Origin of the sequence: Streptomyces alanosinicus, assembly GCF_014650595.1 — a bacterium.
In the GTDB taxonomy this organism is placed as follows: Bacteria; Actinomycetota; Actinomycetes; order Streptomycetales; family Streptomycetaceae; genus Streptomyces; species Streptomyces alanosinicus.
In genome coordinates this window covers 129,235-152,051 of record NZ_BMVG01000009.1, presented here as the reverse complement: position 1 = coordinate 152,051, position 22,817 = coordinate 129,235, and the positions used below count along the sequence as shown (strand labels likewise).

Here is a 22,817-nt window from a genome sequence, read left to right as displayed (position 1 = left end):
ATGGCAGAGTCCGAGTTTCCGAAGCTCGTCAACCGGCCGGAGTGGGCGGCGCTCGCCGACCACCGCGCCGAGGGGCGCCCGCATCTGCGCGAGCTGTTCGCCGCGGACCCCGGCCGCGCCGAGCGGTATGCCGTACGGGTCGGCGACCTGTACATCGACTACAGCAAGCACCTGATCACCGACGAGACCCTGGCCCTGCTCCAGGAACTCGCCGGCGCCACCGGCGTGTTCGCGCTGCGCGACGCCATGTTCCGCGGCGAGCGGATCAACGTCACCGAGAACCGCGCGGTCCTGCACACCGCGCTGCGCGCCGCGCGCGACGCGGTGATCGAGGTCGACGGCGAGAACGTCGTCCCGAACGTGCACGCGGTGCTGGACAAGATGGCCCGCTTCGCCGGCCGGATCCGCTCCGGTGAGTGGACCGGCCACACCGGCAAGCGCATCAAGAACGTCGTCAACATCGGTATCGGCGGCTCCGACCTCGGCCCGGCGATGGCCTACGAGGTGCTGCGCCCGTACACCGCACGGGAGTTGACGTTCCGCTTCGTGTCGAACGTGGACGGCGCCGACCTGCACGAGGCGACCCGTGACCTGGATCCGGCGGAGACCCTGTTCATCGTCGCGTCCAAGACGTTCACCACGATCGAGACGATCACCAACGCCACCTCGGCGCGCTCCTGGCTGCTGAAGGCCTTCGACGGCGAGGAGAAGGCGGTGGCCAAGCACTTCGTGGCGCTGTCGACGAACGCCGAGAAGGTCACCGAGTTCGGTATCGACCCGGACAACATGTTCGAGTTCTGGGACTGGGTCGGCGGCCGGTACTCGTACGACTCCGCGATCGGCCTGTCCCTGATGATCGCGATCGGACCCGACCGGTTCCGCGAGATGCTCGACGGCTTCCGGCTGATGGACGAGCACTTCCGCACCGCTCCCGCCGAGGCCAACGCGCCGTTGCTGCTCGGCCTGCTGGGCATCTGGTACGGCAATTTCTTCGACGCCCAGTCGCACGCGGTGCTGCCGTACAGCCACTATCTGTCGAAGTTCACCGCCTATCTCCAGCAGCTGGACATGGAGTCCAACGGCAAGTCGGTGCAGCGCGACGGCGAGCCGGTTCAGTGGCAGACCGGGCCGGTGGTGTGGGGCACGCCCGGCACCAATGGGCAGCACGCCTACTACCAGTTGATCCACCAGGGCACCAAGCTGATCCCGGCGGACTTCATCGGCTTCGCCCGGCCCGTCGACGAGCTGAGTGGTGAACTCAAGGCCCAGCACGATCTGTTGATGGCCAACTTCTTCGCCCAGACCCAGGCGCTGGCCTTCGGCAAGACCGCCGAGGAGGTCCGTGCGGAGAGTGTGGCCGAGGAGCAGGTGCCCCACCGCACCTTCCTCGGCGACCACCCCACCACCACGATCCTCGCCGGCGAGCTGACCCCGTCGGTGCTCGGCCAGCTGATCGCCCTCTATGAGCACAAGGTGTTCGTGCAGGGCGCGGTGTGGAACATCGACTCCTTCGACCAGTGGGGCGTGGAGCTGGGCAAGGTCCTCGCCAAGCGGGTCGAGCCCGCCCTCACCGAAGGTGCTGACGTCCCCGGTCTCGACCCCTCGTCCCAGGCCCTCGTCGGCGTCTACCGCACCCTCAAGAACGCATCGGAGAACTGATCATGCAACTGGGTCTCATCGGTCTCGGCAAGATGGGCGGCAACATGCGCGAGCGGATCCGCCGCGCCGGCCACACCGTCATCGGCTACGACCGCAACCCCGAGGTCTCCGACGTCAAGTCCTTGGCCGAACTGGTCGAGAAGCTCGACGCGCCCCGCAACATCTGGGTCATGGTCCCGGCGGGCACCGCCACCCAGACCGTCGTCGACGAGCTCGGCGATCTGCTGCAGCCCGGCGACACGGTGATCGACGGCGGCAACTCCCGCTGGACGGACGACGAGAAGCACGCCGCCGCCCTCGCCATCAAGGGCATCGGCTTCGTCGACGCCGGTGTCTCCGGCGGTGTGTGGGGTCTGCAGAACGGCTACGCGCTCATGGTCGGCGGCGACAAGGAGCATGTGGAGCGGCTGCACCCGATCTTCGAGGCGCTCAAGCCGGAGGGCCCGTACGGCTATGTCCACGCCGGCCGGGTCGGCGCCGGGCACTTCTCGAAGATGGTCCACAACGGCATCGAGTACGCCATGATGCAGGCGTACGCCGAGGGCTGGGAGCTGCTGGAGAAGGTCCACTCGGTGGAGAACGTCCGTGAGGTGTTCCGCTCCTGGCAGGAGGGCACCGTCATCCGCTCCTGGCTGCTCGACCTCGCGGTCAACGCCCTGGACGAGGACGAGCACCTGGAGAAGCTGCGCGGCTACGCGGAGGACTCCGGCGAAGGCCGCTGGACGGTGGAGGCGGCCATCGACAACGCCGTGCCGCTCCCGGCGATCACCGCGTCCCTGTTCGCCCGGTTCGCCTCCCGGCAGGACGACTCCCCGCAGATGAAGATGATCGCGGCGCTGCGCAACCAGTTCGGCGGCCACGCGGTCGAGACGAAGGACTGATCCGCCGTGGGGGACCTCCTGCTGGTCCGCCACGGTGAGACGGAGTGGAGCCGGTCGGGCCAGCACACCAGCTGGACCGACCTGCCCCTGACCCGGCACGGCGAGGAACAGGCCAAGTCCCTCGCCCCGCTGCTCACCGACCGGACCTACGCCCTCGCGCTGGCCAGCCCGCTGGGCCGCGCGATACGCACCGCCGAACTGGCGGGCCTGAGCGGGGTCGTGCCCGACCCCGATCTGCACGAGTGGGACTACGGCGGCTACGAAGGTGTCACCACGGTCGACATCCACCGGGCGCGCCCCGGCTGGGACCTGTGGACCGACGGCGTACCGCCCGGCCCCGAGGGGCATCCCGGCGAGTCACCGGAGCAGATCGGCGCCCGCGCCGACCGGGTGCTGGCCCGCCTGGAGCCGGCCCTGGCCGAGGGGGACGTGATCCTCGTGGCCCACGCCCACTTCCTGCGGGTGCTCACCGCCCGCAGGCTGGGCCTGCCGCCCGCCGAGGGCCGGCTGTTCCAGCTGGCCACGGCCACGGTCAGCCGGCTGTCCACCGAACACGACCGCCCCGTGATCGCGGAGTGGAACGGACGGCCCTGACGTCGCGTTCACGCGGCCCGGTTCACCTCTGGTGGGCCGGGCCGCAGTCGTACAGCAGCCGGCTGCGGTCGCGGGGGTCGTAGGCGTCGCGCGGGACGAGCGTGCAGTGGGCGGCGGTCCAGCGGACCAGTGCCCCGGCCGGGGTGTGCACCCGGAAGGCGGGCTCCGTCAGGACGACATAGCGCAACCGCCCGGTGTCGAGCAGGTGGTGGAAGGCGGCCGGTGCCGGATAGGGGACGTGGCCGGTGAAGCCGCCCATCGGCAGGACGGGAGCGTCGGCGGTGATGATGTACGGCGCGGCGTCCGACCAGTCGGGAAGGGCCGCCAGATAGCGGGCCCCGTCGCGGTGCGCGGTCAGATAGGCGAGCAGCCGCCGGTGCTGGGGCCCGAGGGGGGACGGCGGGAAGCCGGCGCGGGTGCTGGTGGGGCCGACCCGGCCGAAGGCGCCGGGCTGGTTGTAGCGCGGGGACAGTGCGCAGGACGTCCAGACGGCCGGTATCAGCAGGACCGAGGCGAGGGCTGCGGCGAGCGCGGCGGGCGGCCGGCGCAGCCCGGCGAGCAGCGCGGCGAACAGGCCGAGGGCGACCGCGCAGGGCGCCGCCCAGGGCTGGAAGCGCGGGTACCACAACGTCAGGGCCACGCACCAGGCGACGTCGACGGCGAGGACGGCGGCGAGCACCCGGGGGCGGCGGGCCCGGGCGACGCCGGCCCCGGCGAGCGCGGCGACGGCCACCGCGACGACACCCATGTAGTAGGTGTGGCCGGTGACGCTGCCGAAGCTGAAGATGGTGAAGAAGGTCGCGAGCCATCCGCCCCACAGCACATAGCCGGCGAGCAGCCGGTCGGTGCGCGGCGCCCGGCGCCGCCGCAGTGCCAGCAGCCCGCCGACGAGGCCGAGCGCGGCCAGCGGGTACAGCCAGCCGGTCTGGGTGGCCAGGCCCGGGCTGAACATCTTCCCCACGCCGTCGCCCATGCCCGGTCCCAGATGTGAGCCGGCGCGGGCCGCCCGGCTCGCCACGATGCTGCCGGTGCCCGCCGCGTCGATGCCGACGGACTGGAAACGGGTCAGGAAGTTGTAGCCGACGACGAGCGCGAACGGGGAGTCGTCGGTGGTGCCGTCGAGGTACGGGCGGGCGCCCGCCGGAGTGAGGGACACGGCCAGCATCCACGACAGCGACACCGCCACAGTCACGGCTCCCGCGAGAGCCACATGCGCGATACGGCGGCGCGGTGCGGCGGGCGCGGCGACGAGGTAGGTCACGGCCAGCGCGGGCAGCACCGCCCATGCCTCCAGCATCTTGCACTGGAAGGCGAGGCCCACCCACAGACCCGCGAGCAGCAGGGTGCGCGGGCGGGCCCGCTCACTGGCCCGCCAGGTGGCCTCGGCGGCCAGCAGCAGAAGCAGCACGAACGGGGCGTCCTCGGTGACCGAGCGGCCGAGGCCCACCGTGACCGGGGTGAAGGTGAAGAACGCGGCGGCCAGCAGCCCCGCGGGCACTCCGGCCCAGCGGCGCACCAGCAGATGCAGCAGCAGGACGCAGCCGACCATCTCCAGGGCCTGGGGCAGCACCAGCGCCCAGGGGTGGAAGCCGAAGACCAGCGCGGAGAGAGCCTGCGGCCACAGGAATCCGGGCAGCTTGTCCAGGGTGATGGAGCCCGCCGGATCGAAGGAGCCGTAGAAGAAGTCGGCCGGGCTGTCGGTCATGCTGCGTACCGCGCTCGCGTAGAACGCGTGGTAGGTGCTGTGGTCCAGGCCCCACAGGCACAGGACGGCGGCGAGCAGGGCGAGCAGGCCCAGCGCCGGCCGCTCGTAGCGGTCGGCGCGGGCGGATATTCGCGGGGCGGGTGCGGTCGGCGGCAGGTCGGCGCGCAGCAACGGCCCGCCGGCGGTGATCGGCATGGGACTTCCAGGGACCCGGACCAGGGGCTCTCGGGTCCGGGACACCGGGTACGCCCCGCACCGTGCGAGTATCGGCCGCCGGACCGGGGCGTGGCGCGCCCTGGGGTCGGGTCTCACCGAGGTCTCACCGCCGGCTCACCGGCTCCTTCACCGCCTCTTTCGCCCGGCACCGGGTCTTCCGTACGACCCGAGCTGACCCCGGCAGCCCTGGCGCCCTGCTTCTACAATCACCGGCACGCGCACGAGCGCGCCGACCGAGCGCGCCGACCCGGCGTCCTCCCGGCCCGAAGGAAACCGATGACCAGCGTCGCAGAACCGGTACGCCCTGAAGGACGGGGGCGCGACGCCGCCCGCACCAGGGCCGAGATCCTCGACGTGGCCACGCAGGAGTTCGCACGGGCCGGCTACGACGGCGCGCGGGTGGACGAGATAGCGGCCCGCACCCGCACCACCAAGCGGATGATCTATTACTACTTCGGCGGCAAGGAGCAGCTGTTCACGGCCGTTCTGGAGCGGGCGTACGGGGTGATCCGCGAGGCCGAGCAGCACCTGGACGTCGAGCATCTGGACCCGGTCGCCGCGATCCGCCGGCTGGCCGAGCTGACCTTCGACCACCACGAGCGGCACCCGGACTTCATCCGCCTGGTCAGCATCGAGAACATCCACGACGCCGAGCACATCGCGGCCTCCGGGAAACTCGGCAGGATCGGCTCCCCGGCCCTGGAGGTGATCCGCCGGATCCTCGCCACGGGGCAGGAGTCGGGGCTGTTCACGGCCGATGTGGACGCCGTCGACCTGCACGCGATGATCAGCTCGTTCTGCTTCTTCCGGGTCGCCAACCGGCACACCTTCGGCGCGCTGTTCGGCCGGGACCTGGTGGATCCCGCCCGGCGGGAGCACTACCGGACCATGCTCGGCGACATGGTGATCGCCTACCTGACGGCGGAGCGGACGGCCGGCTGACGCCCATGGCACCGCGGGCGCGCAGGCAGCGCGCCCATCCTCGGTCTATCAGGTTGGCCTGGTGGCAGCGGCGACCGCAGCGGGCGCGAGGCTCGTCGCGCCCGACCTCCTGACAGGGCGGCCGCTCACCTCTTCGTCGAGTCTCCGCCCTTCATTTACGGGGGCGTTGGGCCAGGGGCCCCGGCTCGGACCCAGGCGTACAGGACGTCGCCAGGGCACAAGGTTGGGTAGCCGTCGCGGTGACCCTTGATCTCAGTGCCCGCCGGGCCGTCGGCGCGGCAGTAGTCGATCGCATCCCGGAGCCCGCGTAACTGGACGTCGGTCGGATGGGTCGAGCCCGAGGCCCCCAGCAGGGCAGCGACGGCGTAGTGGGCTTCGTTGAGTGACACGTTGCCGTTGGCGCTGTTGCGGCGGACCAGACCGCGGCCCTCGAAGACGTAGCCGTGCTCACAGACCACGAACGAGTAGCCGATGTCCGACCATCCCTCGACGTCCATGTGGGATGCCTGCAGCTTCCGCACATAGACGGGACATGAGTTGTGCGGCCCGAACGTGTAGGCAGTTCCCAGGTAGTGGAGCTTCGTTCCCTTCCGTGGCCCGGCGTAGGGGATGGAGCCATTGGGCTCCCGCCATGGCCGGGCACCCCACTGGGCGCGAGAGACGAGTTTCACCGAACCTCCTCCATCGAGACGGTGGCGATCGGACGCCGGCTTCGGCGAACCGGCGAACGGCAGGGCCCACGTGCGCAGTTCTGCCCAGCTGAGTCCTGGTAAAGGCCGGTGGTGGCGATGCCCCGCCAGTAGTCGCTGTTGCAGTACATACCCACTGGGTTGTGCGGCAACGACTTCTCGTGCCGCGGCCCGGGCACTACGGCGCGCTGCGAGTACGGGACGATCTCGGGTACAGCACCTCGAAGCTGTCGGCCTTCGTCGTCATCGATCTCGCGTAAGCACCTTTGCTGCCGTATGGGCACTGGCGTACGCCATCGGTGACGCGGTCGGGATGTCGCGTTGTGGGCGGTCTCCGCCCATTCGCGGCCACTGACCCTGATCCTCGGGATCCGTGGCCTTCGGGGTCGTCCACAGCGCCGCGAACGGGGTGTGGCCGGCCTTCTACGGCGAGATGTTCGCGACCCGGGTCCGGCTGTCCGGCATGGCGATCGGCACGCAGACCGGCTTCGCGGTGGCCGGGTTCGCGGTCACCTTCGCCGCCCAGATCGCCGGTCGCGGCCGGAACCGGCGGAGCGGATCACGGCGTGAGACCGGCTCGGGTCCGCCGAAGAGGCCCTAGGGTTTCGGGTGGCGTGGCTCGTACAGGGCGAGTTCGCCGCCGCCGGGCAGCCGCAGGGCGGTCACCCGGCCCCAGCGGGCCTCCTCCACCGGCCGGGTGAACTCCACTCCCTGCTCGGCGAGTTGCCGCCGCGTCGCGTCGAGGTCATCGCACATCAGCATCAGTTCGTGCGTCGGCTCGCCGTCCGTCGGGTGGCAGGCCACCTCGGCGGGCGGCGCCTGGAAGATGAGCCAGCCATGGCCCGCGTCGACATGTGCCCACCCGAGGGTGTCACGCAGAAAGGCCCGGTCGGCCTCCGCGTCCTGGCTGTGGAGCACCACATGCGCACCGTTGATCACGCGCGGAGGCTAGTGCGGCGGGCCGCCCCGGACAAGCACCGCCGCGTCGAGCAGCGGGCCGAGTTCCTGTACGGCCGTGGTCAGGGGGCGTACGTCCTGTGCGGCGCGGGACATCAGGATCGCGCCCTCCAGGGTGCTGATCATCAGCGTGGCCAGCGAGTCGGCGCGGGCCATGGGGACGCCCAGGCCGGCCAGGGCCTCGGCGAGCGGGGTCCGCCAGGTCGTGAACGCGGCGGCCACGGCCTGCCGGGTCGAGCCGCCGGCGGCGGCGCACTCGACGGTGGCGGCGGCGAGGGGGCAGCCCGCCCCGAAGCCGTCCGCCGTGTACTCGTCGGTCCACTGCGCGGCCATCGCCGCGAACAGCCCGCTCGGGGTCGGCTCCGCCAGGCCCGCGAGAAAGCGGGCGATCCGCCGGCCGGCGTACCGGCCCGCCCAGCCGACCGCCTCGTCGACCAGCTGTTCCTTTCCGCCCGGGAAGTAGTGCTGGAGCGAGCCGCGCGGTGCGCCGGCGTGCGCGGCGACCTCGCGCATACCGGTCGCGGCGACGCCGCCCTGCCGGATGAGCTGGGCCGCGCTGAAGACCATCCGCTCCCGGGGACCCCGACGCTCCTCGCCCATCGCCGGCCTCCGCTCCTCGCCTTCGCGCTCCATGCCCCACACTCTATGACCGGCGTCATAACGGCGGCGGCCACCGGGGCGGCGCAGCGGGAGTCCGTCGCGGGTCAGCGCTTCGGGACGCCGTACGCCCGGTCGACGCGCAGGCGCACCACGAGCCGACGGTCGCGGACCATCGCCGCCCGGTAGTCGTCCCAGTCCGGGTGTTCGCCGACGGCGTCCCGGTAGAGGCGGATCAGCTCCTCGACGGTGTCGTCGTGCGGGTCCCGGGCGACCGGCGTCAGCTCGGCCGTTCCCTCGGCGACGGTGTACGCCCAGCGGTCGTCGCTGGTGACGTGGTACGAGGCGCGGGGGTCGCGGCGCAGATTGCGGGTCTTGGCGCGGTCGTCGGTGACGGAGATCCGGATGATCCGCTCGCCCGGGTCGTAGGCGTGGGAGACGTTGGACAGCTGGGGACGGCCGTCCTGCTTGAGGGTCACCAGGACGCCCGCGTGGCCCGCCGCGAGCAGTTCGAGCAGTGCGTCCTGCGCGGTGTCGTGAGTCATACCAGCGTCAACTCGCCGGAAAGGGCATCGCATTCCCCGCACCGGCCACGCGGTCATGCGGTCATGCGGTCATGCGGTCATGCGGTCAGCGGCCATGCTGTAGACACTGTCTACCTCGCCCTGGTAGACAGTGTCTATGCCTGAATCCGACATGGGGTTGCGTGAGCGTCTGGTCGACGTGGGTGTGGAGCTGCTGGCCGCCGAGGGGCTGCGGGCGCTGACCCTGCGGGAGATCGCCCGGCGCGCCGGCGTCTCGCACGGCGCGCCGCGCCGCCACTTCCCCACCCATCTGGAACTGCTGTCGGCCATCGCCCGCCAGGGCTTCGCCGACCTGGGCGTGCGCGCGCGGACGACGCTCGCGCACGCCCCGGCGGACCCCCGGGCACGGGTGGCGGCGCTGGCCCGGACGTATCTGGGGTTCGCGTCGGACAACCCCGGCATGTACGAGCTGATGTTCCGTCATGATCTGTTGGAGAGCGGACAGTTGGGGTTGCGGGAGACGAGCCTTCCGCTGTTCGGGGTGCTCACGGGACTGGTCGGTGCGGCCCGTCCGGAGGCAGACGCCCGCCGGGTGGCGGGCGCGTTGTGGGCGAATCTGCACGGCCTCGCCCAGCTGTGGCGCTGGCGCAGCCTCCAACTCGCCGTCGAGGACGATGACTTGGGTCCGCTGCTCGATGCGGTACTGGTGGCGCATCTGGGTGCGGAGGGCGGCCGGTGAACCCGCGCTGGACCATGGCGAGCAGCGTGGCGGGCGCGGTGGTCGTCGCACTGGACGGTACGGTCCTCACCGTCGCCCAGCCGCGCCTGCAGCAGGAACTGGGTGCCTCGCTCGCCGAGGTGCAGTGGACCAGTACGGCCTATCTCGTCGCGGTGGCGAGCCTGCTGGTGTTCGCGGGGCGGCTCGGCGACCGGTACGGACAGCATCGGGTGTTCGCGCTCGGCATGCTGGGGTTCGGGGCGGCGTCGGCGGGGATCGGGGTCGCGCCCGGGGTGGGGTGGGTGATCGGACTGCGGGCGCTCCAGGGGGTGTTCGGTGCGCTGTTGCAGCCGGCCACGCTGGGCATGCTGCGGGCCGCGTTCCCGGCGGACCGGCTGACCAGGCCGCTGGCCGTGCGGACCGCGGCGATCGGGCTGGCGGCGGCCGCGGGTCCGCTGGTGGGCGGGGCACTGGTGACGGCACTGGGCTGGCGGGCGGTGTTCTTCGTCAACGTCCTGCCCTCGCTCGTCTTCGGCCTGCCCGCCCTGCTGCGGAAGGGCCGGCCGCCCGCGGGCTCCCGGACACCTCTGGACGTGCCGGGTGCCGTGCTGGTCGCGGTGACCCTGGCCTGCCTGGTGCACTCCCTGACCACGCGGCCGTTCTCCGGGTCGGGGCTCGCCGTCGCCGCGGTCACCACCGCCGTCCTCGTGCGGCACGAACGCCGTACGGCCGGTCCGCTGCTGCCGCCCTCGGTCATCGGCTCCCGGGCGATCGCAGCGGCGCTCGGCGTCCTGCTCACCGTGTCCGCGGCCCTGTTCGGCGCCCTCTTCGTCGCCACCTATGTACTGCAACGGCGGCTCGGCCTCGACCCGTTGCACAGCGCGCTGCGCGGTCTGCCGCTGGCCGTGCTGATGGTGGCGTCCGCCGCGCTGTGCCCGGCGCTGCTGCGCCGCCTCGGGGTGCGCGCCGCGATCACGGCGGCGACGGCCCTGCTCGTCCTCGGTGTGCTCGTGCTGTCCGAGGCCGGCTCCGCGCCGGTGTTCGGCTGTGCGTTCGCGCTGCTGGGCGCGGGGTTCGGGACGGTGATGGTGGCGGCGACCCAGGTGATCGTACGCCGGGCGGAGGTGGCCGTGGCCGGAGTGGCGGGCGGACTGCAGCAGACGGCGTTGAACATCGGCCCGGCCGTGGGCGTGGCCACGGCGAGCGCGCTGATGGGCACCGGGACCGGGCCCGCGCTGCTCACCCTCGCGGCCGTCGCGGCCGTCGGCCTGCTCCTGGCGCGGGCACTGCCCGGGACCGACGCGCAGGAGGCGCCGTCCGGAGCCGGCGGCGTCGTGTCGATCACACCCACCGCTGATGAGCGGGTCCATGGGGGTGCTGCTGCGCGACGATGACGCACGGGTGCCTCCGTGACGGTCGGTCGGGGAGGCACCGCGGCCAGGCGACCGGAGGAGAGCGATGGCACCACTGCGGCAGGAAGTCGACCCGGACGAGGCGGGGCTGGACGTCAAGGCGCTGGACCGGCTGGACCGGCGGCTCGCCGGCCATGTCGACCAGGGGCGGCTGCCGGGCTTTCTCCTGGCCCTGTCCCGCGGCGGCCGGGTCGCCCGGCTCACCACCCACGGCCGGCGTGATGTGGCGGCCGGGCTGCCGGTCACGGCGGACACCCTGTGGCGGATCTACTCGATGACCAAGCCGGTCACCGCGGTCGCCGTGCTGATGCTGGTGGAGCAGGGCCGGCTGGCGCTGGACGACCCGCTCGGCCGCCATCTGCCGGCGTTCGCCGAGCCCAGGGTGTACGAAGGCGGTTCGGGACCGGACCTGCGCACCCGGCCCGCCGCCGGCCCGATCCTCATCCGGCATCTGCTCACCCACACCGCGGGCCTGACGTTCGGCTACTACCACCGGCACCCGGTCGACGCCCGCTACCGCGCCTCGGGGCTGGCGAACTCGTCCCCGCCCGGCGCCGATCTGGCCGAGGCGGCCGCGGTGTACGCGCGGATGCCGTTGCAGTTCGAACCCGGCACCCAGTGGAACTACTCGGTCGCCTCCAACGTGTTGGGCCGGGTGATCGAGGTCGTGTCCGGGCAGCCGCTGGACGCTTTCTTCGCCGAGCGGATCCTGCGTCCGCTCGGCATGACCGACACCGGCTTCCACCTCGGGCCCGGACAGGCGGGCCGGCTGGCCGAGTTGTACGGCGAGACCGACGACGGCGGGATCGAGCCGGTGCCGGGACTGCCGCTGCGCGGCCGGCCGCGCTTCCTCTCCGGCAGCGGCGGACTGGTCTCCTGCGCGTACGACTTCCACCGGTTCATGGAGATGCTGCGCCGGGGCGGCGAGCTGGACGGGGTCCGGCTGCTGACCACGGACACGGTCGCGTCGATGACCCGCAACCAGCTGCCGGGCGACGTGGACCTGCGCTCCTTCGGCGCCCCGGTCCACCGGGAGCCCGGCAACGACGGACTCGGCTTCGGCTTCAACGTGTCCGTGGTGACCGACCCGTCCCGCACGCTGTCCCCCTCCGTACTCGGCACCTACGGCTGGACCGGTGCGGCCATGACCGCGTTCTGGGTCGATCCGGCGCACGAGTTGACGGTGCAGTTCATGACGCAGGTCCGCCCGAAGACGCTCAAGCTCTTCCCCGAGCTGCGGCGGCTGGTGCACGCGACGCTGGTGGACTGACCGGTCGGTCGCCCGCCGCCCGTGGGGGGAGGCGGCGGGCGTCTGACCGGCCGTCCGGCTTCAGGAGCCGTGGGCGACGACGGCGTCCAGATGGGGCAGGATGTGGTCCATCCGCTCCCGCTTGGTGCGCAGATAGGTGATGTTGCTCTCGCACGGCTCGATCAGGAGCGGCACCCGCTCGGCGACCTGGATGCCGTGCCGTACCAGCGCCTCCCGCTTGCGCGGGTTGTTGGACATCAGGCGTACCGAGCGCACCCCGAGGTCGCGCAGGATCTCGGCCGCGATGCCGTAGTCGCGGGCGTCGACGGGCAGCCCGAGCGCGAGGTTCGCCTCCACCGTGTCCAGGCCCTCGGCCTGCAGGGCCATCGCACGCAGCTTGGCCAGCAGTCCGATGCCGCGGCCCTCGTGGCCCCTCAAGTAGACGACGATGCCACTGCCTTCGGCGACGACGGCGCGCAGCGCCGAGGCCAGCTGGTCACCGCACTCGCAGTGCCGGGAGCCGAACGCGTCCCCGGTCAGGCACTCCGAATGCAGCCGGGTCAGCACATTCTCGGTGCCGATCTCGCCGTACACCAGGGCCACTTGCTCGTCCCCGCGATCGTGGTCCAGGTAGCCGATCGCCTGGAATTTCCCGTACACGGTGGGCAGCGGTGCATTCACCACGCGTTCCGCGCACGACCGCCGCGGGGACTTCTTGCCGAGTACGCCGAGGTTGACGCCGGTGTTGTCTGTCATGATCTGATTCCTAAGCAGAGACGAAAGGCCGTGAAATGATGAGTGGTTCGGGCGCGCGGACGGCGGCGGACGGAGTGTCGTACGGCGTGTTGCCGGCGGACACCACCCAGGACGTGGCGGCGCGGGGGGCGGGCGTTTCAGCACAGGTCGCCGTCCTTCCCGTCGGCAGTTTCGAACAGCACGGTCCGTTCCTTCCGCTGGTGACCGACACGCTCGTCGCCTGCGCCGTGGCGCGGGAGATCGCCGCCGCGTACCCGGTGCACCTCCTTCCACCGGTGACGGTCTCCTGCTCGCACGAGCACGCCACCTGGCCGGGAACCGTCAGCATCTCCGCCGTGACCCTGCACGCGGTGGTCACGGACATCGCGGCGTCGCTGCGCCGCTCGGGCGTCGACGCACTCGTCGTGGTCAACGGCCACGGCGGCAACTACGTCCTGGGCAACGTCGTGCAGGAGGCCTTCGCGCGGGGGGAGCGGGCGGCGCTGTTCCCGGCCGCCGAGGACTGGGAGACGGCGCGGGAGCGGGCGGGGGTGCACACCTCGCTGCTCACCGACATGCACGCCGGGGAAATCGAGACCTCGATTCTGTTGCACGCTCACCCCGAATTCGTCCGCCCTGGTCACGAGTCCGCCGATTTCACCGCTGACGACCGTCGTCATCTGCTCACCGTGGGAATGTCCGCCTATACCGAATCGGGCGTCATCGGCCGTCCTTCCCTGGGTTCGGCGGAAAAGGGGAAGGCACTGCTGGCGAGCCTGGCGGAATCCTTCGAGCCGTATTTCGCGTTGCTCACCTCCGAGCGGGAGCGCTGACGGTCCCCCGCGGGCGAGGGGCGCGGCCCGTCCGGCGCCCCGCGCAGCCCGGCGTACCAGCGCACGGCGAGGACGGCGGCGCCGGGCAGGCTCGCCACGAAGCTGAGGACGCCGTACACGACGGCGACGGCGACACCCGTGCTCGCGCCGAGTCCGGCGGCGGCGAACGCCCAGGCGGTCACGCCCTCGCGCGGACCGAAACCGCCCACGTTCAGCGGCAGTCCCATGGCGACGAGGGCGAGGACGGCGAGCGGGACCAGCGCCGTGACCGGGGCGGTGCAGCCGGCGACCCGGGCGGCCAGGACGAACGTCGCCAGATGCCCGGCCAGGACGACGGCGGAGGACAGCGCGATCCCGGGTCCGCCTCGGCGGGACAGCAGACCCGCGCGGGCCTCGCCGAGCGCGGTGCCGAGCGCCCCGGCCCGGCGGGAGGGCGCGCGGTTCATGCGGACGGCGAGGCCCATGGCGAGCGCGCCGGTCACGGCGAGCGCCACCGGCGCGGCGAGGTCCCGGGCGTCGGCGCGGACCGGGGACGGCAGGGTCGGCAGCACCGCCAGCGCGAACACGGCGAGCGCGATCTGTCCCGCGACGCGTTCCAGCACCACCGCTTTGACCCCGCGCCGCAGGTCACCGGTGCTCTGCCCGTGCCGGACCGCGCGGTGCACATCGCCCAGGATCCCGCCGGGCAGCGCCGCGTTGAGGAACAGCGCCCGATAGTAGTCGGCGACGGCGGGGCCGAGCGGCAGCCGGATGCGCAGGCCGCGGGCCACCAACTGCCAGCGCCAGGCGCTCAGCACGGTGGTGACCCCGCCGATGGCCAGCGCGGCCAGCACCGTCGCGGTGTCGATCCGCCGCAGCCCGTCCAGGAGCACTCCGGTGCCGAGCCGCCACAGCAGGGCAGCGAGGATGACGGTGCCGGCGAAGGTGCCGATGTGTGTGCGCAGCGCCCGCGACCCGGGACGCCGGCGGGCGGGGGCCCGTTCGGCTGCGGGGGCGGACTCGGCGGCCGACGCTTTAGGGACCGACGCTTCCGGGACCGAGGCTGCCGGGGCCGGGGCTGCCGTTTCCCCGACCGCGATACCGCCCGAGTGCATCGCACGCCCGGTGCCCGTGTTCTGCACGCGCGCGCGGGCCGTGCCGGCGCCGTACACGCACACGCCCGCCGGTCCGCCGTCGGGGACGCGCGCGTGCAGCGTGCCCTTGAGCGTCACGCGCGCGTGGCCGCCCGTGCCGGTGGCCCGGTGCTCCTGGTCCGTCGCGGCCGACCGCGCCGTCATGACACCCCGCCCGTCGGCTGGGGCAGAGCCAGCAGGTCGCTGTGGTTGACGACGACCCGCAGTTCACCGGCCGCGCAGGCGGCGAGCCGGTCCTTCAGATAGCGCTCGGCACGGTCGCGCAGTTCGGGCCGCTGTTCCACGGCCGCGCCCACCCAGCCGCGCAGCCACTGCTCGGTCAGCGCCGCTTCCGCGGGACCGAGCCGCCATGGGCTCGGGTGCACCCGTACGGCGGCGCCGCGCGCGGCGAACGCCTCGCCGGCCACGGTGACCGCGTCCGGGCCGAGCAGCCCGGACCGCCGCTGATGGGCGTTGAACGCCTCGGCGATCTCCCCGTCGAGCGGGTCGCCCGGGGTGAGTTCGACACGTCCTGCGACGGACAGCGTGAGCAGCGCGGGGCAGCCCGCCCCGGCGCAGGCGTCGGCGAGGGCGACGACCTCCTCGCGGGTGAGGACGTCGAGCAGTGCGGAGGCGGTGACCAGTGCGGCGCCGGCCAGCGCCTCCGCGGTCAGCCGGGCCAGGTCGCCGCGCCGGGTCTCGACGGTGACGGCGCTGCCGTCGGCGGCGGCGCGCGGGGAGCCGACGGCGGCGAAGTGCAGCAGGTAGGGATCCCGGTCGTGCAGGACCCAGTGCTGGGTGCCGGCCAGCCGGGGCGCGAGCCAGCGGCCCATCGAGCCGGTGCCGCAGCCCAGGTCGTGCACGGCCAGTGGGCCGGTGCGGCCCGGCAGACCGGCCAGCCGGTCGCGCAAGGGATCCAGCAGATCCTGCGCGCGGGCCGCCGCGTCCGCCGTTTCCCGCAGACGCAGCCATTCGGGTGCGTAGCGGGGCGGTTCCTCGGGCTCTCCGTCGCGCAGCCGCAGGGTGGCCCGCTCGCCGGAGCGCCCGACGGGCCCAGCCCCGGCGACGACCGGGGAGTGCCCGCCGCGCACCGCGTCGTCGGCCGCGCCGCCGCCGTCCCCTGCGCCGTCCGGCCCGGCCGCGGCCTCGGCGCCGCGCTCCCGCGCGCCGGGCGCCTCCTCGCGCACCGTGGCGAGCTCCTCGTCCCGCACCGCAGCGGCCGGCGGACGTGCCTCACCGCGACCGGCCTCAGCCACCCGCTCCACCTCGCTCTCGGTCCGTCGTACCGACTGTCCTTCACCCTCGGCCCTGCGCGCCGGCTCCGCACCTCCCGGTCCGGACTGGACCGGGATCGACGCGATGCCGTTCGTCGTGCTCTTCGGCGTACTCATGCTGCCCTCCTCGGGGCTTCGGGGAGCCGGGCGAGGACGGCGGCCAGGCTGCGGGCGGTGGCGGCCCAGCCGTCGAGCCCGGCGCGGCGGCCACGGGCCGCGGCCTTGAGCCGGCGGCGTACATCGGGTTCACCGAACCAGCCGCGCAGTTCGGCGGCGAGCGCGGCGGGGTCCTCCGGCGGGACGAGGATGCCGGGCACCCCGCCGTCGGGCGCGCGGCCGACCGCCTCGGGGACTCCGCCCACGTCGGTGGCGAGGACCGGGATGCCGCGGGCCAGGGCTTCGGTGACCGCCATGCCGTAGGTCTCGGCGTAGGAGGTGAGGACCATCAGGTCGGCGGCGGCGTAGGCGGCGTCGAGGTCGGCCCCGCAGCGCGGTCCGCTCAGGTGCAGCCGGTCGGCGAGGCCGAGACGGTCGATGAGGGTGCGCAGCCCGCGGACATAGCCGGGGTCGTGGCCGAGGCCGCCGACCAGCTCGCAGGTCCACGGCAGGTCCCGGACGGCCGCGAGCGCCTCCACGAGGCGGTGCTGGCCCTTGCGCGGAGTGACCGCCGCCACGCACAGCAGCCGGGAGACCCCGTCCGTGCCGGGCGCGAGCGGCGCGATGTCGGCGCCGGGCGCGGCGACATGCACCCGTTCGGGGGCGAGCCCATGGTGGGAGACCAGCCGGCGCACCGCCCAGTCGCTGGTCGCGACGACGGCCGGCACGGCGCGCAGGACGGCGCGTTCACCGGCGTCGAGGCCGGCCGCGACGGCCGGGGGAAGGCCGGTCTCGTCGCCGAGCGGCAGATGGACGAGTACGGCCGGGCGCAGCCGGTCGGTGTGCGGGACGACCAGCTCCGGGACACCGCAGGCGACGATCCCGTCCAGCAGGACGACCGCGTCGTCCGGCAGGTCGACCAGGGTGCGGGCGAGCTGGTCGCGGGCGGCCTGGTCGGGCCGCGGCCAGGTGCCGGGCACGATGTGCCGGGTGACCTCCCAGCCGAAACCGGGCAGGTCCAGGCAGATCCGGCGGTCGTAGGCGTTTCCGCCGCTGGGCGTGGCCGGGTCGTCGACGCCGCCCGGGAGGACGAAGTGCACGGTGTGCAGGGACATGGGGGTGATCCCGGCCTTCTCGGCGGCGACGGCCTTCTTGGCGACAGTGGCCTTCTTGACGACGGTGGCCTTCTCAGCGGCAGCGGCCTTCTCGGCGGCGGGCGGCTGCTGGGCGGCGGCGGGCTGCTCCGGCACATAGGCCAGGCGCGCCCGGTGCGCGGTCGCCCCGGTCACAGGCCACGCTCGTAACTCGCCCAGGCGATGTGCGACTCGTGCAGGGTCACCGTGATGCCCGTGAGGCCCCGGGCGCCCTCGCCGAGGGCGCCCTTGTGGATGCGTTCGGCCAGCCGGTCGGCGATGACCTTGGCGAGGAACTCGGTGGAGGTGTTGATGCCGGCGAAGTCGGGCTCGTCGTCGAGGTTGCGGTAGTTCAGCTCGGCGGTGACGACCCGTAGTTCCTGCGTGGCCAGGCCCATGTCGACCACGATGTTGTCCTCGTCCAGCGCCTCGCGGCGGAAGGTGGCGTCCACGAGGAACGTGGCGCCGTGCGGGCGCTGGGCGGGCCCGAACACGTCGCCGTGGAAGCTGTGGGCGATCATGATGTGATCGCGGACGGTGATGCTGAGCAACGGACGACCCTCCAGGTACGACGCGTCTGGTCCCCCTGTTCCTTACCCGGCGGGGGATGCCGTGTAGTACGGCTCACCGCATTCCCGCGTTCAGCCCTGTCTCACTCTTTTCTCAGGTCAGGCCCGTCTCGGCGTACCGGATCCGGTGACACAGGGCGGGAATGTCACCCGAGGCGAGCTTCGGCATGAGGTCCGGGAGTTCCTCGAAAGCGCTCTCGCCGGTGATGAGGGCGTCCAGGGCCGGGTCGGCGAGCAGGTCGAGGGCGAGCGCCATCCGGTCGGCGTAGCCGCGGCCGGCGCGGGCGGCCGGGGAGACGGTGCCGACCTGGCTGCTGCGCAGGGTGAGCCGGCGGGAGTGGAAGGCCTCGCCGAGCGGCAGGGCGACGCGCCGGTCGCCGTACCAGCTCAGTTCCACCACGGTGCCCTCGGGGGCGAGGAGCCGCAGGGCGTGGGTGAGGCCGGCTTCGCTGGCGCTGGCGTGCACGACCAGGTCGCAGTCGCCGAGGGCGTCGTCGGGCGCCGCGAAGTCGACGCCGAGCGCCTCGGCGGTCTTGGCGCGGGCCGGGTCGGCGTCGACGAGCTGCAGCCGTACCCCGGGGAAGCGGGCGAGCAGGGCGGCCACCGAGCAACCGACCATGCCGCCGCCGACCACCGCGATCCGGTCGCCGATCAGCGGCGCCGCGTCCCACAGGGCGTTCACGGCGGTCTCCACGGTCCCGGCGAGCACGGCCCGCGCGGCGGGCACCCGCTCGGGTACGACGGTCACGGCGCTCACCGGAACGACGTAACGGCTCTGATGCGGATACAGACAGAAGACCGTACGCCCGATCAGCCCAGCCGGGCCTTCCTCCACCGTGCCGACGCTGAGGTAGCCGTACTTCACCGGGCCCGGGAAGTCGCCCTCCTGGAACGGCGCGCGCATCACGGCGTGTTGGCTGTCCGGCACCCCGCCGCGGAAGACGAGGGTCTCCGTGCCGCGGCTCACGCCGGAGTACCGGGCGCGCACCAGGACCTCGTCCTCGGCGGGCGCCGCCAGGGTGACTTCACGCAGCTCGCCATGGCCGGGTGAGCGCAGCCAGAACGCGCGGGCCGAGCGGTTCATCGGCATCCTCCTGAACAGTAGGCAAGTTGTTCACGTACCGAGAAGTGCACAGGCCGCGCACAGTACGCGGCGTGATCGACTCTGTCACTCGGCCGGAGGGTGTGCGGTGGCCCTGAACAACACATATGACGCGAGGCCCCAGCAGGAGACCGCGGTGGGAGCGGGCGTACAGATCCTGCTGCTCGCGTTGCTCGGCACGGCGATAGGCATGGGGCCGGCCGGCTGGCTGACGGGGCTTGCGTTCGCGTTCGCCACCTGGGCGGTGCTGGCGCGCGCCCTGCACCGCTCCTGCCTGCGCTCCTTCGGTCCCGCGAACCGGGTCACGCTCGGCCGGGCCACCCTGGTGGGCGGGGTGACCTCGCTGGTCGCGGACTCCTTCGAGAGCGCGCCGCCGGTGACCCTGCTGGTCGCGCTGACCGCGGTCGCCCTGCTCCTGGACGGTGTCGACGGCAAGGTGGCCCGCCGCACCGGTACGTCGAGCGCGCTCGGCGCCCGCTTCGACATGGAGGTCGACGCGTTTCTGATCCTGGTACTGAGCGTGTACGTGGCCACACAGCTCGGTCCATGGGTGCTGCTGATCGGCGCGATGCGCTACGCCTTCCTCGCCGCGGCCCGCCTCGCCCCCTGGCTGAACGCCCCGCTGCCGCCGTCCTTCGCCCGCAAGACCGTCGCCGCGGTCCAGGGCATCGCCCTGCTCGTCGCGGGCGCCGAACTCCTCCCCCACCTGGCCGATCTGGCGATCGTGGGGCTGGCCCTGGGGTCGCTGCTGTGGTCCTTCGGCCGGGACGTGCACTGGCTGTGGCGCACCTCGCGCGTGCCGGCCCGGGCGCCGGCCGGCGCGGAGCTGCTGGAACTGGCGGCGCGCTGAGTCCGCCCCGGCGTGCGCGAGGGCCCGGACCGGGGTGCCGGTCCGGGCCCTCGCGCCATGACGTCACGACCGTGCGGCCCAGCTCCTCACGATCGCGAACGCGGCGGCCGCGAGGCCGAGGACGCCGACGACCAGGCCGGCGATGCCGAGGCCCCGGGCGGTGGAGTCGCTGGAGTCGGCCGCCGCGGTGGAGGCGGCGGTGGCAGCGGCCTTGGCGGGCGCCGGTGCGGCACCGGCGTCACCGGCGGCGCCGGCCGTCAGCTTCAGCACGGGGGCCGGGTTCTCCGGCTCGCCGCCGCCGGCCGCCGGCTCCTCGATCCAGCGCGCGACCTTGCCGTCGGAGTAGGTCTGCAGGGTCTTGAACACCAACTGGCCGGTGTCGCCGGGGAGTTGACCGAAGGCGACGTCGAAGTCCTCGTACTGCCCGGCGCCGATCTTCCCGCCGCTGAAGGTGATCTCGGAGGCCGCCTCGGTGATGGTGCCGTCGTCGGTCTTGACCGGCGTCTTCAGCTTGGTCGTGGTGACCCTGGCGGTCCAGCCGTCCTGCGGGTGGACCAGGACGCCGAGGACGGGGTGGTCGGTGGGCAGGAAGACCTGCACCTTGGTGGTGGAGGCGGTGTCCTCCTCGTTGGGGACCCGGAAGGTGAGCACACCGTCGGTGGCTCCCTTGGCGTAGCTGTCGGGGTGGACGGTGACGTGCGCGGAGGCGGCACCGGCGGCGAGCACGACGGCGGCGGTGGCGAGCGCGGCGACGGTTCCGGCGCGGCGTGCGGTGAGACGTGATGCGGACATGGGTGAGTCGATCTCCGTACGAGTGACGAGTGACGTGGGGTCGGTCAGTGCGGGTACGGGATCGGGGCCGGGGGTCCGCGCCGGCTGACCGCGTGCCGCAGCCGGGTCAGCCGGGGCGGGGCCGGGGCGGCCGGGACGCGCGGGCCGGGATCGGCGGGCAGGGGCAGCGGGGTGTCGCGCCACCAGGCGGTGAGGCCGGGCACGAGCGTGGCGGCCCGGCGCAGCAGCGACCACAGCGCGGCCTCGCCGCGCCGCAGCCACCAGGCCGCGACCAGCGCGGCGAGGAGGTGGGCGGCGGCGGCGTGCGCGGTGCTGTGCGGATGGGCCGTCGCATGGGCGTGCATCGCGGCCATGGAGCGGGCCATGGAGGAGCCCGGCATGGCTGCCGTGCGCGTGGCGCGGTGCGCGGCGTCGAAGCCGGCGTGCAGCGCGGCCTGGGTGAGCAGCATGGCGGTGCCGATGCCGGCCAGCGACCGCTCCCGCTTCCCGAGGATCCAGCCGAGCGCCGACACGCCGAGGAACCCTGCCGTGTCGGCCCACAGCGGCGGCATGTCCCCCATGGCGAGGCCGTGCCCGGCGGCGGCGAGCAGCACGCACACCGCGGCGAACACCGCGGCCCGCAGACCTCTCACCCCCGGGCACGCACTCATGCTGAGGGATCCTGCCACGTCCGGTTGATACGTGTGCCGGGTACGTCGCGTTCAGCCTCCCGAGCACGACCGGGGCGGGGGCGGGGCGGGGCGGGAATGTGACGACAGGCCTGGCTAGTGCCCCGGCAGGCAACGTTTGCCCGTGAAGGAGCGGCGTCCGGTGCGTGCTCTGGGGGTCCCCCCGGCCGGAGGCTGGGGGGAGTGCCGGCCGGAAGTCCTCGTACTGGGCGTACGTGGGCTTTCGGCCGGTGCGGCGAGAGGGCGTGCCGGGCGTCGCGACGGGGCGAACGTTGCCTGTTGGGGCACTAGGTCGTGTCCGTGGCGTCGGTCTGTTCGTGGTGCGGCGTCGGGGCGGGGGACGGCGGTTCCGCGAGAGTGCGGACCTGGCGTCGGAGGTGGCTTGCGGGGCCCAGGCCGTCCAGTGCCTGGCCGACCTGCCTTCGGCCCCACCCGTCGGCTGTGGTGTCCAGCACCGTGATCGTGGCGGCGTCGGTGTCCTGTGGGCGCAGGCTGTGCAGTGCCGGGACATCCCGGACCGCCACCTCCGTCCGGGCGGCCAGCGTGGTCGCGGCCCTGGTGACGGGGCCCGCGTCCGGTCCCGCGATCAGCAGCAGTTCGGACTGGGCCAGGGCCGATCCGACGGCCGTGCGCAGATCGTCCAGGGTGGAGCACCACTCGCTCGGATGCTGGCCCCGGATTCTCGGATGGCGGCGGCGCAGCACCGTGAGGATGTGCACCGCTTCGGGTACGAGCGCACCGGGTGCGACGACGAACGCGAGGCGGTCGGGGTCCGCGGCGTCGAGGCTTTCGGCCTGCCGCGCGGTCTCCACCGCCCGGATACTCTTGCCGTACGTCTCATCCGGCCAGGTGCCGGAGCCGGAGGCCGGCGCTCCTACGACGACGACCTCGTCGCCCCGGTCCAGGAACCGGCGCAGGGAGCGTTCCGCGTCCCCCGCCGCGGGACATGCGACGCCGGCGGGGCATCCGCAGGTCCGCCAGGGGGTGCGCGAGCCGCCGGGAGTCTGGGCCGGGACCGGTGCGTTCGGGGACGGCCGGGGTGTGTCGTGCGCGACCACGTACAGCACGCGTCGCGTGCGGAGCACCGCCCGCCAGGACTCGCTCTGCCGGTGCGCGAGGCGGACCGCGGCGGTGTCGTCGCTGCGGGCCGCGAGGGCGAAGCCGCGGTATCCGCCCCCGGGCCGCTGGTAGGTGACGCAGAAGACCGTCGTCGGCGCCGACACGAGCCCGCTGCCCAGGCCCTCCTCCGGAAACGGGCGGGGGACGGCGGCAAAGCCGGACCGCCCGATGTGGGCGGCGAGCAGGTGATGCGCCGGACAGTCGACCGTGCCGCGCGTGGGGTGCCTGAAGGCTGTGGCCACCGCCAGTGTGCCGGGGGTGACATGGAAGGAGGCGGAGTGGAGTACTTCTGAGCGGGCGGTTCGATTCATCTTCCTGGCACGGGCTGGGTGGGCGGAGGGCGAGCGAGGGAGAGCATCGTCATCCAACAGGTTCCGCCGAACCCGCTGCC

The 22,817-nt window shown here is 73.2% G+C and carries 22 protein-coding genes and 2 pseudogenes; 10 read left to right on the top strand and 14 right to left on the bottom strand.

Annotated features, from left to right (window positions below):
* From pgi to IE277_RS21175, 3 genes are read left to right on the top strand one after another with little or no spacing between them, the layout of a single operon-like run.
* Window positions 1–1,659, top strand: coding sequence for a glucose-6-phosphate isomerase (gene pgi, locus IE277_RS21185; protein WP_189954709.1), 1,659 nt, complete (start codon window positions 1–3; stop codon window positions 1,657–1,659).
* Between the two features lie 2 nt (window positions 1,660–1,661).
* Entirely contained in the window at window positions 1,662–2,540 is an 879-nt protein-coding gene (gene gnd / locus IE277_RS21180; RefSeq protein WP_189954707.1) for a phosphogluconate dehydrogenase (NAD(+)-dependent, decarboxylating), read from the top strand.
* Between the two features lie 6 nt (window positions 2,541–2,546).
* On the top strand, window positions 2,547–3,134 hold the full coding sequence (locus IE277_RS21175; RefSeq protein WP_189954705.1) for a histidine phosphatase family protein: 588 nt from the start codon (window positions 2,547–2,549) through the stop codon (window positions 3,132–3,134).
* A gap of 22 nt (window positions 3,135–3,156) precedes the next feature.
* Here the strand turns inward: IE277_RS21175 and IE277_RS21170 are convergent, their stop codons facing one another.
* Window positions 3,157–5,034, bottom strand: coding sequence for an ArnT family glycosyltransferase (locus tag IE277_RS21170; protein ID WP_189954703.1), 1,878 nt, complete (start codon window positions 5,032–5,034; stop codon window positions 3,157–3,159).
* A gap of 297 nt (window positions 5,035–5,331) precedes the next feature.
* On the opposite strand from IE277_RS21170, the gene IE277_RS21165 reads away from it, so the two are divergent.
* Complete coding sequence (locus tag IE277_RS21165) at window positions 5,332–5,997, top strand: TetR/AcrR family transcriptional regulator (RefSeq protein WP_189954701.1); 666 nt, start codon at window positions 5,332–5,334, stop codon at window positions 5,995–5,997.
* Between the two features lie 155 nt (window positions 5,998–6,152).
* Here the strand turns inward: IE277_RS21165 and IE277_RS21160 are convergent, their stop codons facing one another.
* Window positions 6,153–6,668, bottom strand: a complete 516-nt coding sequence (locus IE277_RS21160) for a peptidoglycan recognition protein family protein (RefSeq protein ID WP_189954699.1) — start codon at window positions 6,666–6,668, stop codon at window positions 6,153–6,155.
* Between the two features lie 339 nt (window positions 6,669–7,007).
* Between IE277_RS21160 and IE277_RS47335 the strand changes: the two are divergent.
* Window positions 7,008–7,221 (top strand): annotated as a pseudogene (locus tag IE277_RS47335) (MFS transporter); the annotation flags it as partial.
* 62 nt (window positions 7,222–7,283) lie between these two features.
* Here the strand turns inward: IE277_RS47335 and IE277_RS21150 are convergent.
* From IE277_RS21150 to IE277_RS21140, 3 genes are all read right to left on the bottom strand, one after another.
* Window positions 7,284–7,625 (bottom strand): VOC family protein, encoded by a 342-nt coding sequence (locus tag IE277_RS21150; protein WP_189954697.1) that lies wholly within the window; start codon window positions 7,623–7,625, stop codon window positions 7,284–7,286.
* A gap of 9 nt (window positions 7,626–7,634) precedes the next feature.
* Entirely contained in the window at window positions 7,635–8,243 is a 609-nt protein-coding gene (locus IE277_RS21145) for a TetR/AcrR family transcriptional regulator (RefSeq protein ID WP_189954938.1), read from the bottom strand.
* 104 nt (window positions 8,244–8,347) lie between these two features.
* Window positions 8,348–8,785 (bottom strand): PPOX class F420-dependent oxidoreductase, encoded by a 438-nt coding sequence (locus IE277_RS21140; RefSeq protein ID WP_189954695.1) that lies wholly within the window; start codon window positions 8,783–8,785, stop codon window positions 8,348–8,350.
* Between the two features lie 136 nt (window positions 8,786–8,921).
* Between IE277_RS21140 and IE277_RS21135 the strand changes: the two genes are divergently transcribed.
* The 3 genes from IE277_RS21135 to IE277_RS21125 all read left to right on the top strand — a co-directional run bounded on the left by IE277_RS21135 (window position 8,922) and on the right by IE277_RS21125 (window position 12,164).
* Window positions 8,922–9,503: a TetR/AcrR family transcriptional regulator gene (locus tag IE277_RS21135; RefSeq protein WP_189954694.1), complete on the top strand. Its 582-nt coding sequence runs from the start codon at window positions 8,922–8,924 to the stop codon at window positions 9,501–9,503.
* Complete coding sequence (locus IE277_RS21130) at window positions 9,500–10,876, top strand: MFS transporter (RefSeq protein ID WP_229881886.1); 1,377 nt, start codon at window positions 9,500–9,502, stop codon at window positions 10,874–10,876. The genes IE277_RS21135 and IE277_RS21130 overlap by 4 nt, the downstream gene beginning before the upstream one ends.
* Window positions 10,877–10,940: 64 nt before the next feature.
* Entirely contained in the window at window positions 10,941–12,164 is a 1,224-nt protein-coding gene (locus IE277_RS21125) for a serine hydrolase domain-containing protein (protein ID WP_189954692.1), read from the top strand.
* Between the two features lie 60 nt (window positions 12,165–12,224).
* On the opposite strand, the gene ribA is transcribed toward IE277_RS21125, so the two are convergent.
* A complete protein-coding gene (gene ribA / locus IE277_RS21120; RefSeq protein ID WP_189954690.1) occupies window positions 12,225–12,899 on the bottom strand; it encodes a GTP cyclohydrolase II in 675 nt (224 codons plus the stop codon).
* A gap of 38 nt (window positions 12,900–12,937) precedes the next feature.
* Here ribA and IE277_RS21115 point away from each other — a divergent pair, with 38 nt between their 5' ends.
* On the top strand, window positions 12,938–13,711 hold the full coding sequence (locus IE277_RS21115; RefSeq protein ID WP_189954935.1) for a creatininase family protein: 774 nt from the start codon (window positions 12,938–12,940) through the stop codon (window positions 13,709–13,711).
* A gap of 140 nt (window positions 13,712–13,851) precedes the next feature.
* Here IE277_RS21115 and IE277_RS47330 read toward each other — a convergent pair.
* From IE277_RS47330 to IE277_RS21095, 5 genes and pseudogenes are all read right to left on the bottom strand, one after another.
* Window positions 13,852–14,805: pseudogene (locus IE277_RS47330) on the bottom strand (lysylphosphatidylglycerol synthase transmembrane domain-containing protein); the annotation flags it as partial.
* 179 nt (window positions 14,806–14,984) lie between these two features.
* Window positions 14,985–16,214, bottom strand: a complete 1,230-nt coding sequence (locus tag IE277_RS21110) for a class I SAM-dependent methyltransferase (protein ID WP_229881884.1) — start codon at window positions 16,212–16,214, stop codon at window positions 14,985–14,987.
* Entirely contained in the window at window positions 16,211–17,482 is a 1,272-nt protein-coding gene (locus tag IE277_RS21105; RefSeq protein ID WP_229881883.1) for a glycosyltransferase family 4 protein, read from the bottom strand. Before IE277_RS21105 ends, IE277_RS21110 begins: the two co-directional genes overlap by 4 nt.
* The gene (locus IE277_RS21100; protein ID WP_189954688.1) at window positions 17,479–17,877 is read right to left on the bottom strand and encodes a 6-pyruvoyl trahydropterin synthase family protein; all 399 of its coding nucleotides are present in this window, start codon (window positions 17,875–17,877) and stop codon (window positions 17,479–17,481) included. Before IE277_RS21100 ends, IE277_RS21105 begins: the two co-directional genes overlap by 4 nt.
* A gap of 112 nt (window positions 17,878–17,989) precedes the next feature.
* A complete protein-coding gene (locus IE277_RS21095) occupies window positions 17,990–18,979 on the bottom strand; it encodes a zinc-dependent alcohol dehydrogenase (RefSeq protein WP_189954686.1) in 990 nt (329 codons plus the stop codon).
* A 106-nt stretch (window positions 18,980–19,085) separates the two neighbouring features.
* On the opposite strand from IE277_RS21095, the gene IE277_RS21090 reads away from it, so the two are divergent.
* Window positions 19,086–19,847: a CDP-alcohol phosphatidyltransferase family protein gene (locus IE277_RS21090; protein ID WP_189954684.1), complete on the top strand. Its 762-nt coding sequence runs from the start codon at window positions 19,086–19,088 to the stop codon at window positions 19,845–19,847.
* Between the two features lie 63 nt (window positions 19,848–19,910).
* Here IE277_RS21090 and IE277_RS21085 read toward each other — a convergent pair whose 3' ends face one another.
* From IE277_RS21085 to IE277_RS21075, 3 genes are all read right to left on the bottom strand, one after another.
* On the bottom strand, window positions 19,911–20,639 hold the full coding sequence (locus IE277_RS21085; protein WP_189954681.1) for a YcnI family protein: 729 nt from the start codon (window positions 20,637–20,639) through the stop codon (window positions 19,911–19,913).
* A 44-nt stretch (window positions 20,640–20,683) separates the two neighbouring features.
* Window positions 20,684–21,289, bottom strand: coding sequence for a hypothetical protein (locus IE277_RS21080; protein ID WP_189954679.1), 606 nt, complete (start codon window positions 21,287–21,289; stop codon window positions 20,684–20,686).
* 305 nt (window positions 21,290–21,594) lie between these two features.
* Window positions 21,595–22,737: a 4-hydroxy-3-methylbut-2-enyl diphosphate reductase gene (locus tag IE277_RS21075; protein WP_189954677.1), complete on the bottom strand. Its 1,143-nt coding sequence runs from the start codon at window positions 22,735–22,737 to the stop codon at window positions 21,595–21,597.
* Between the last annotated feature and the right edge of the window lie 80 nt (window positions 22,738–22,817).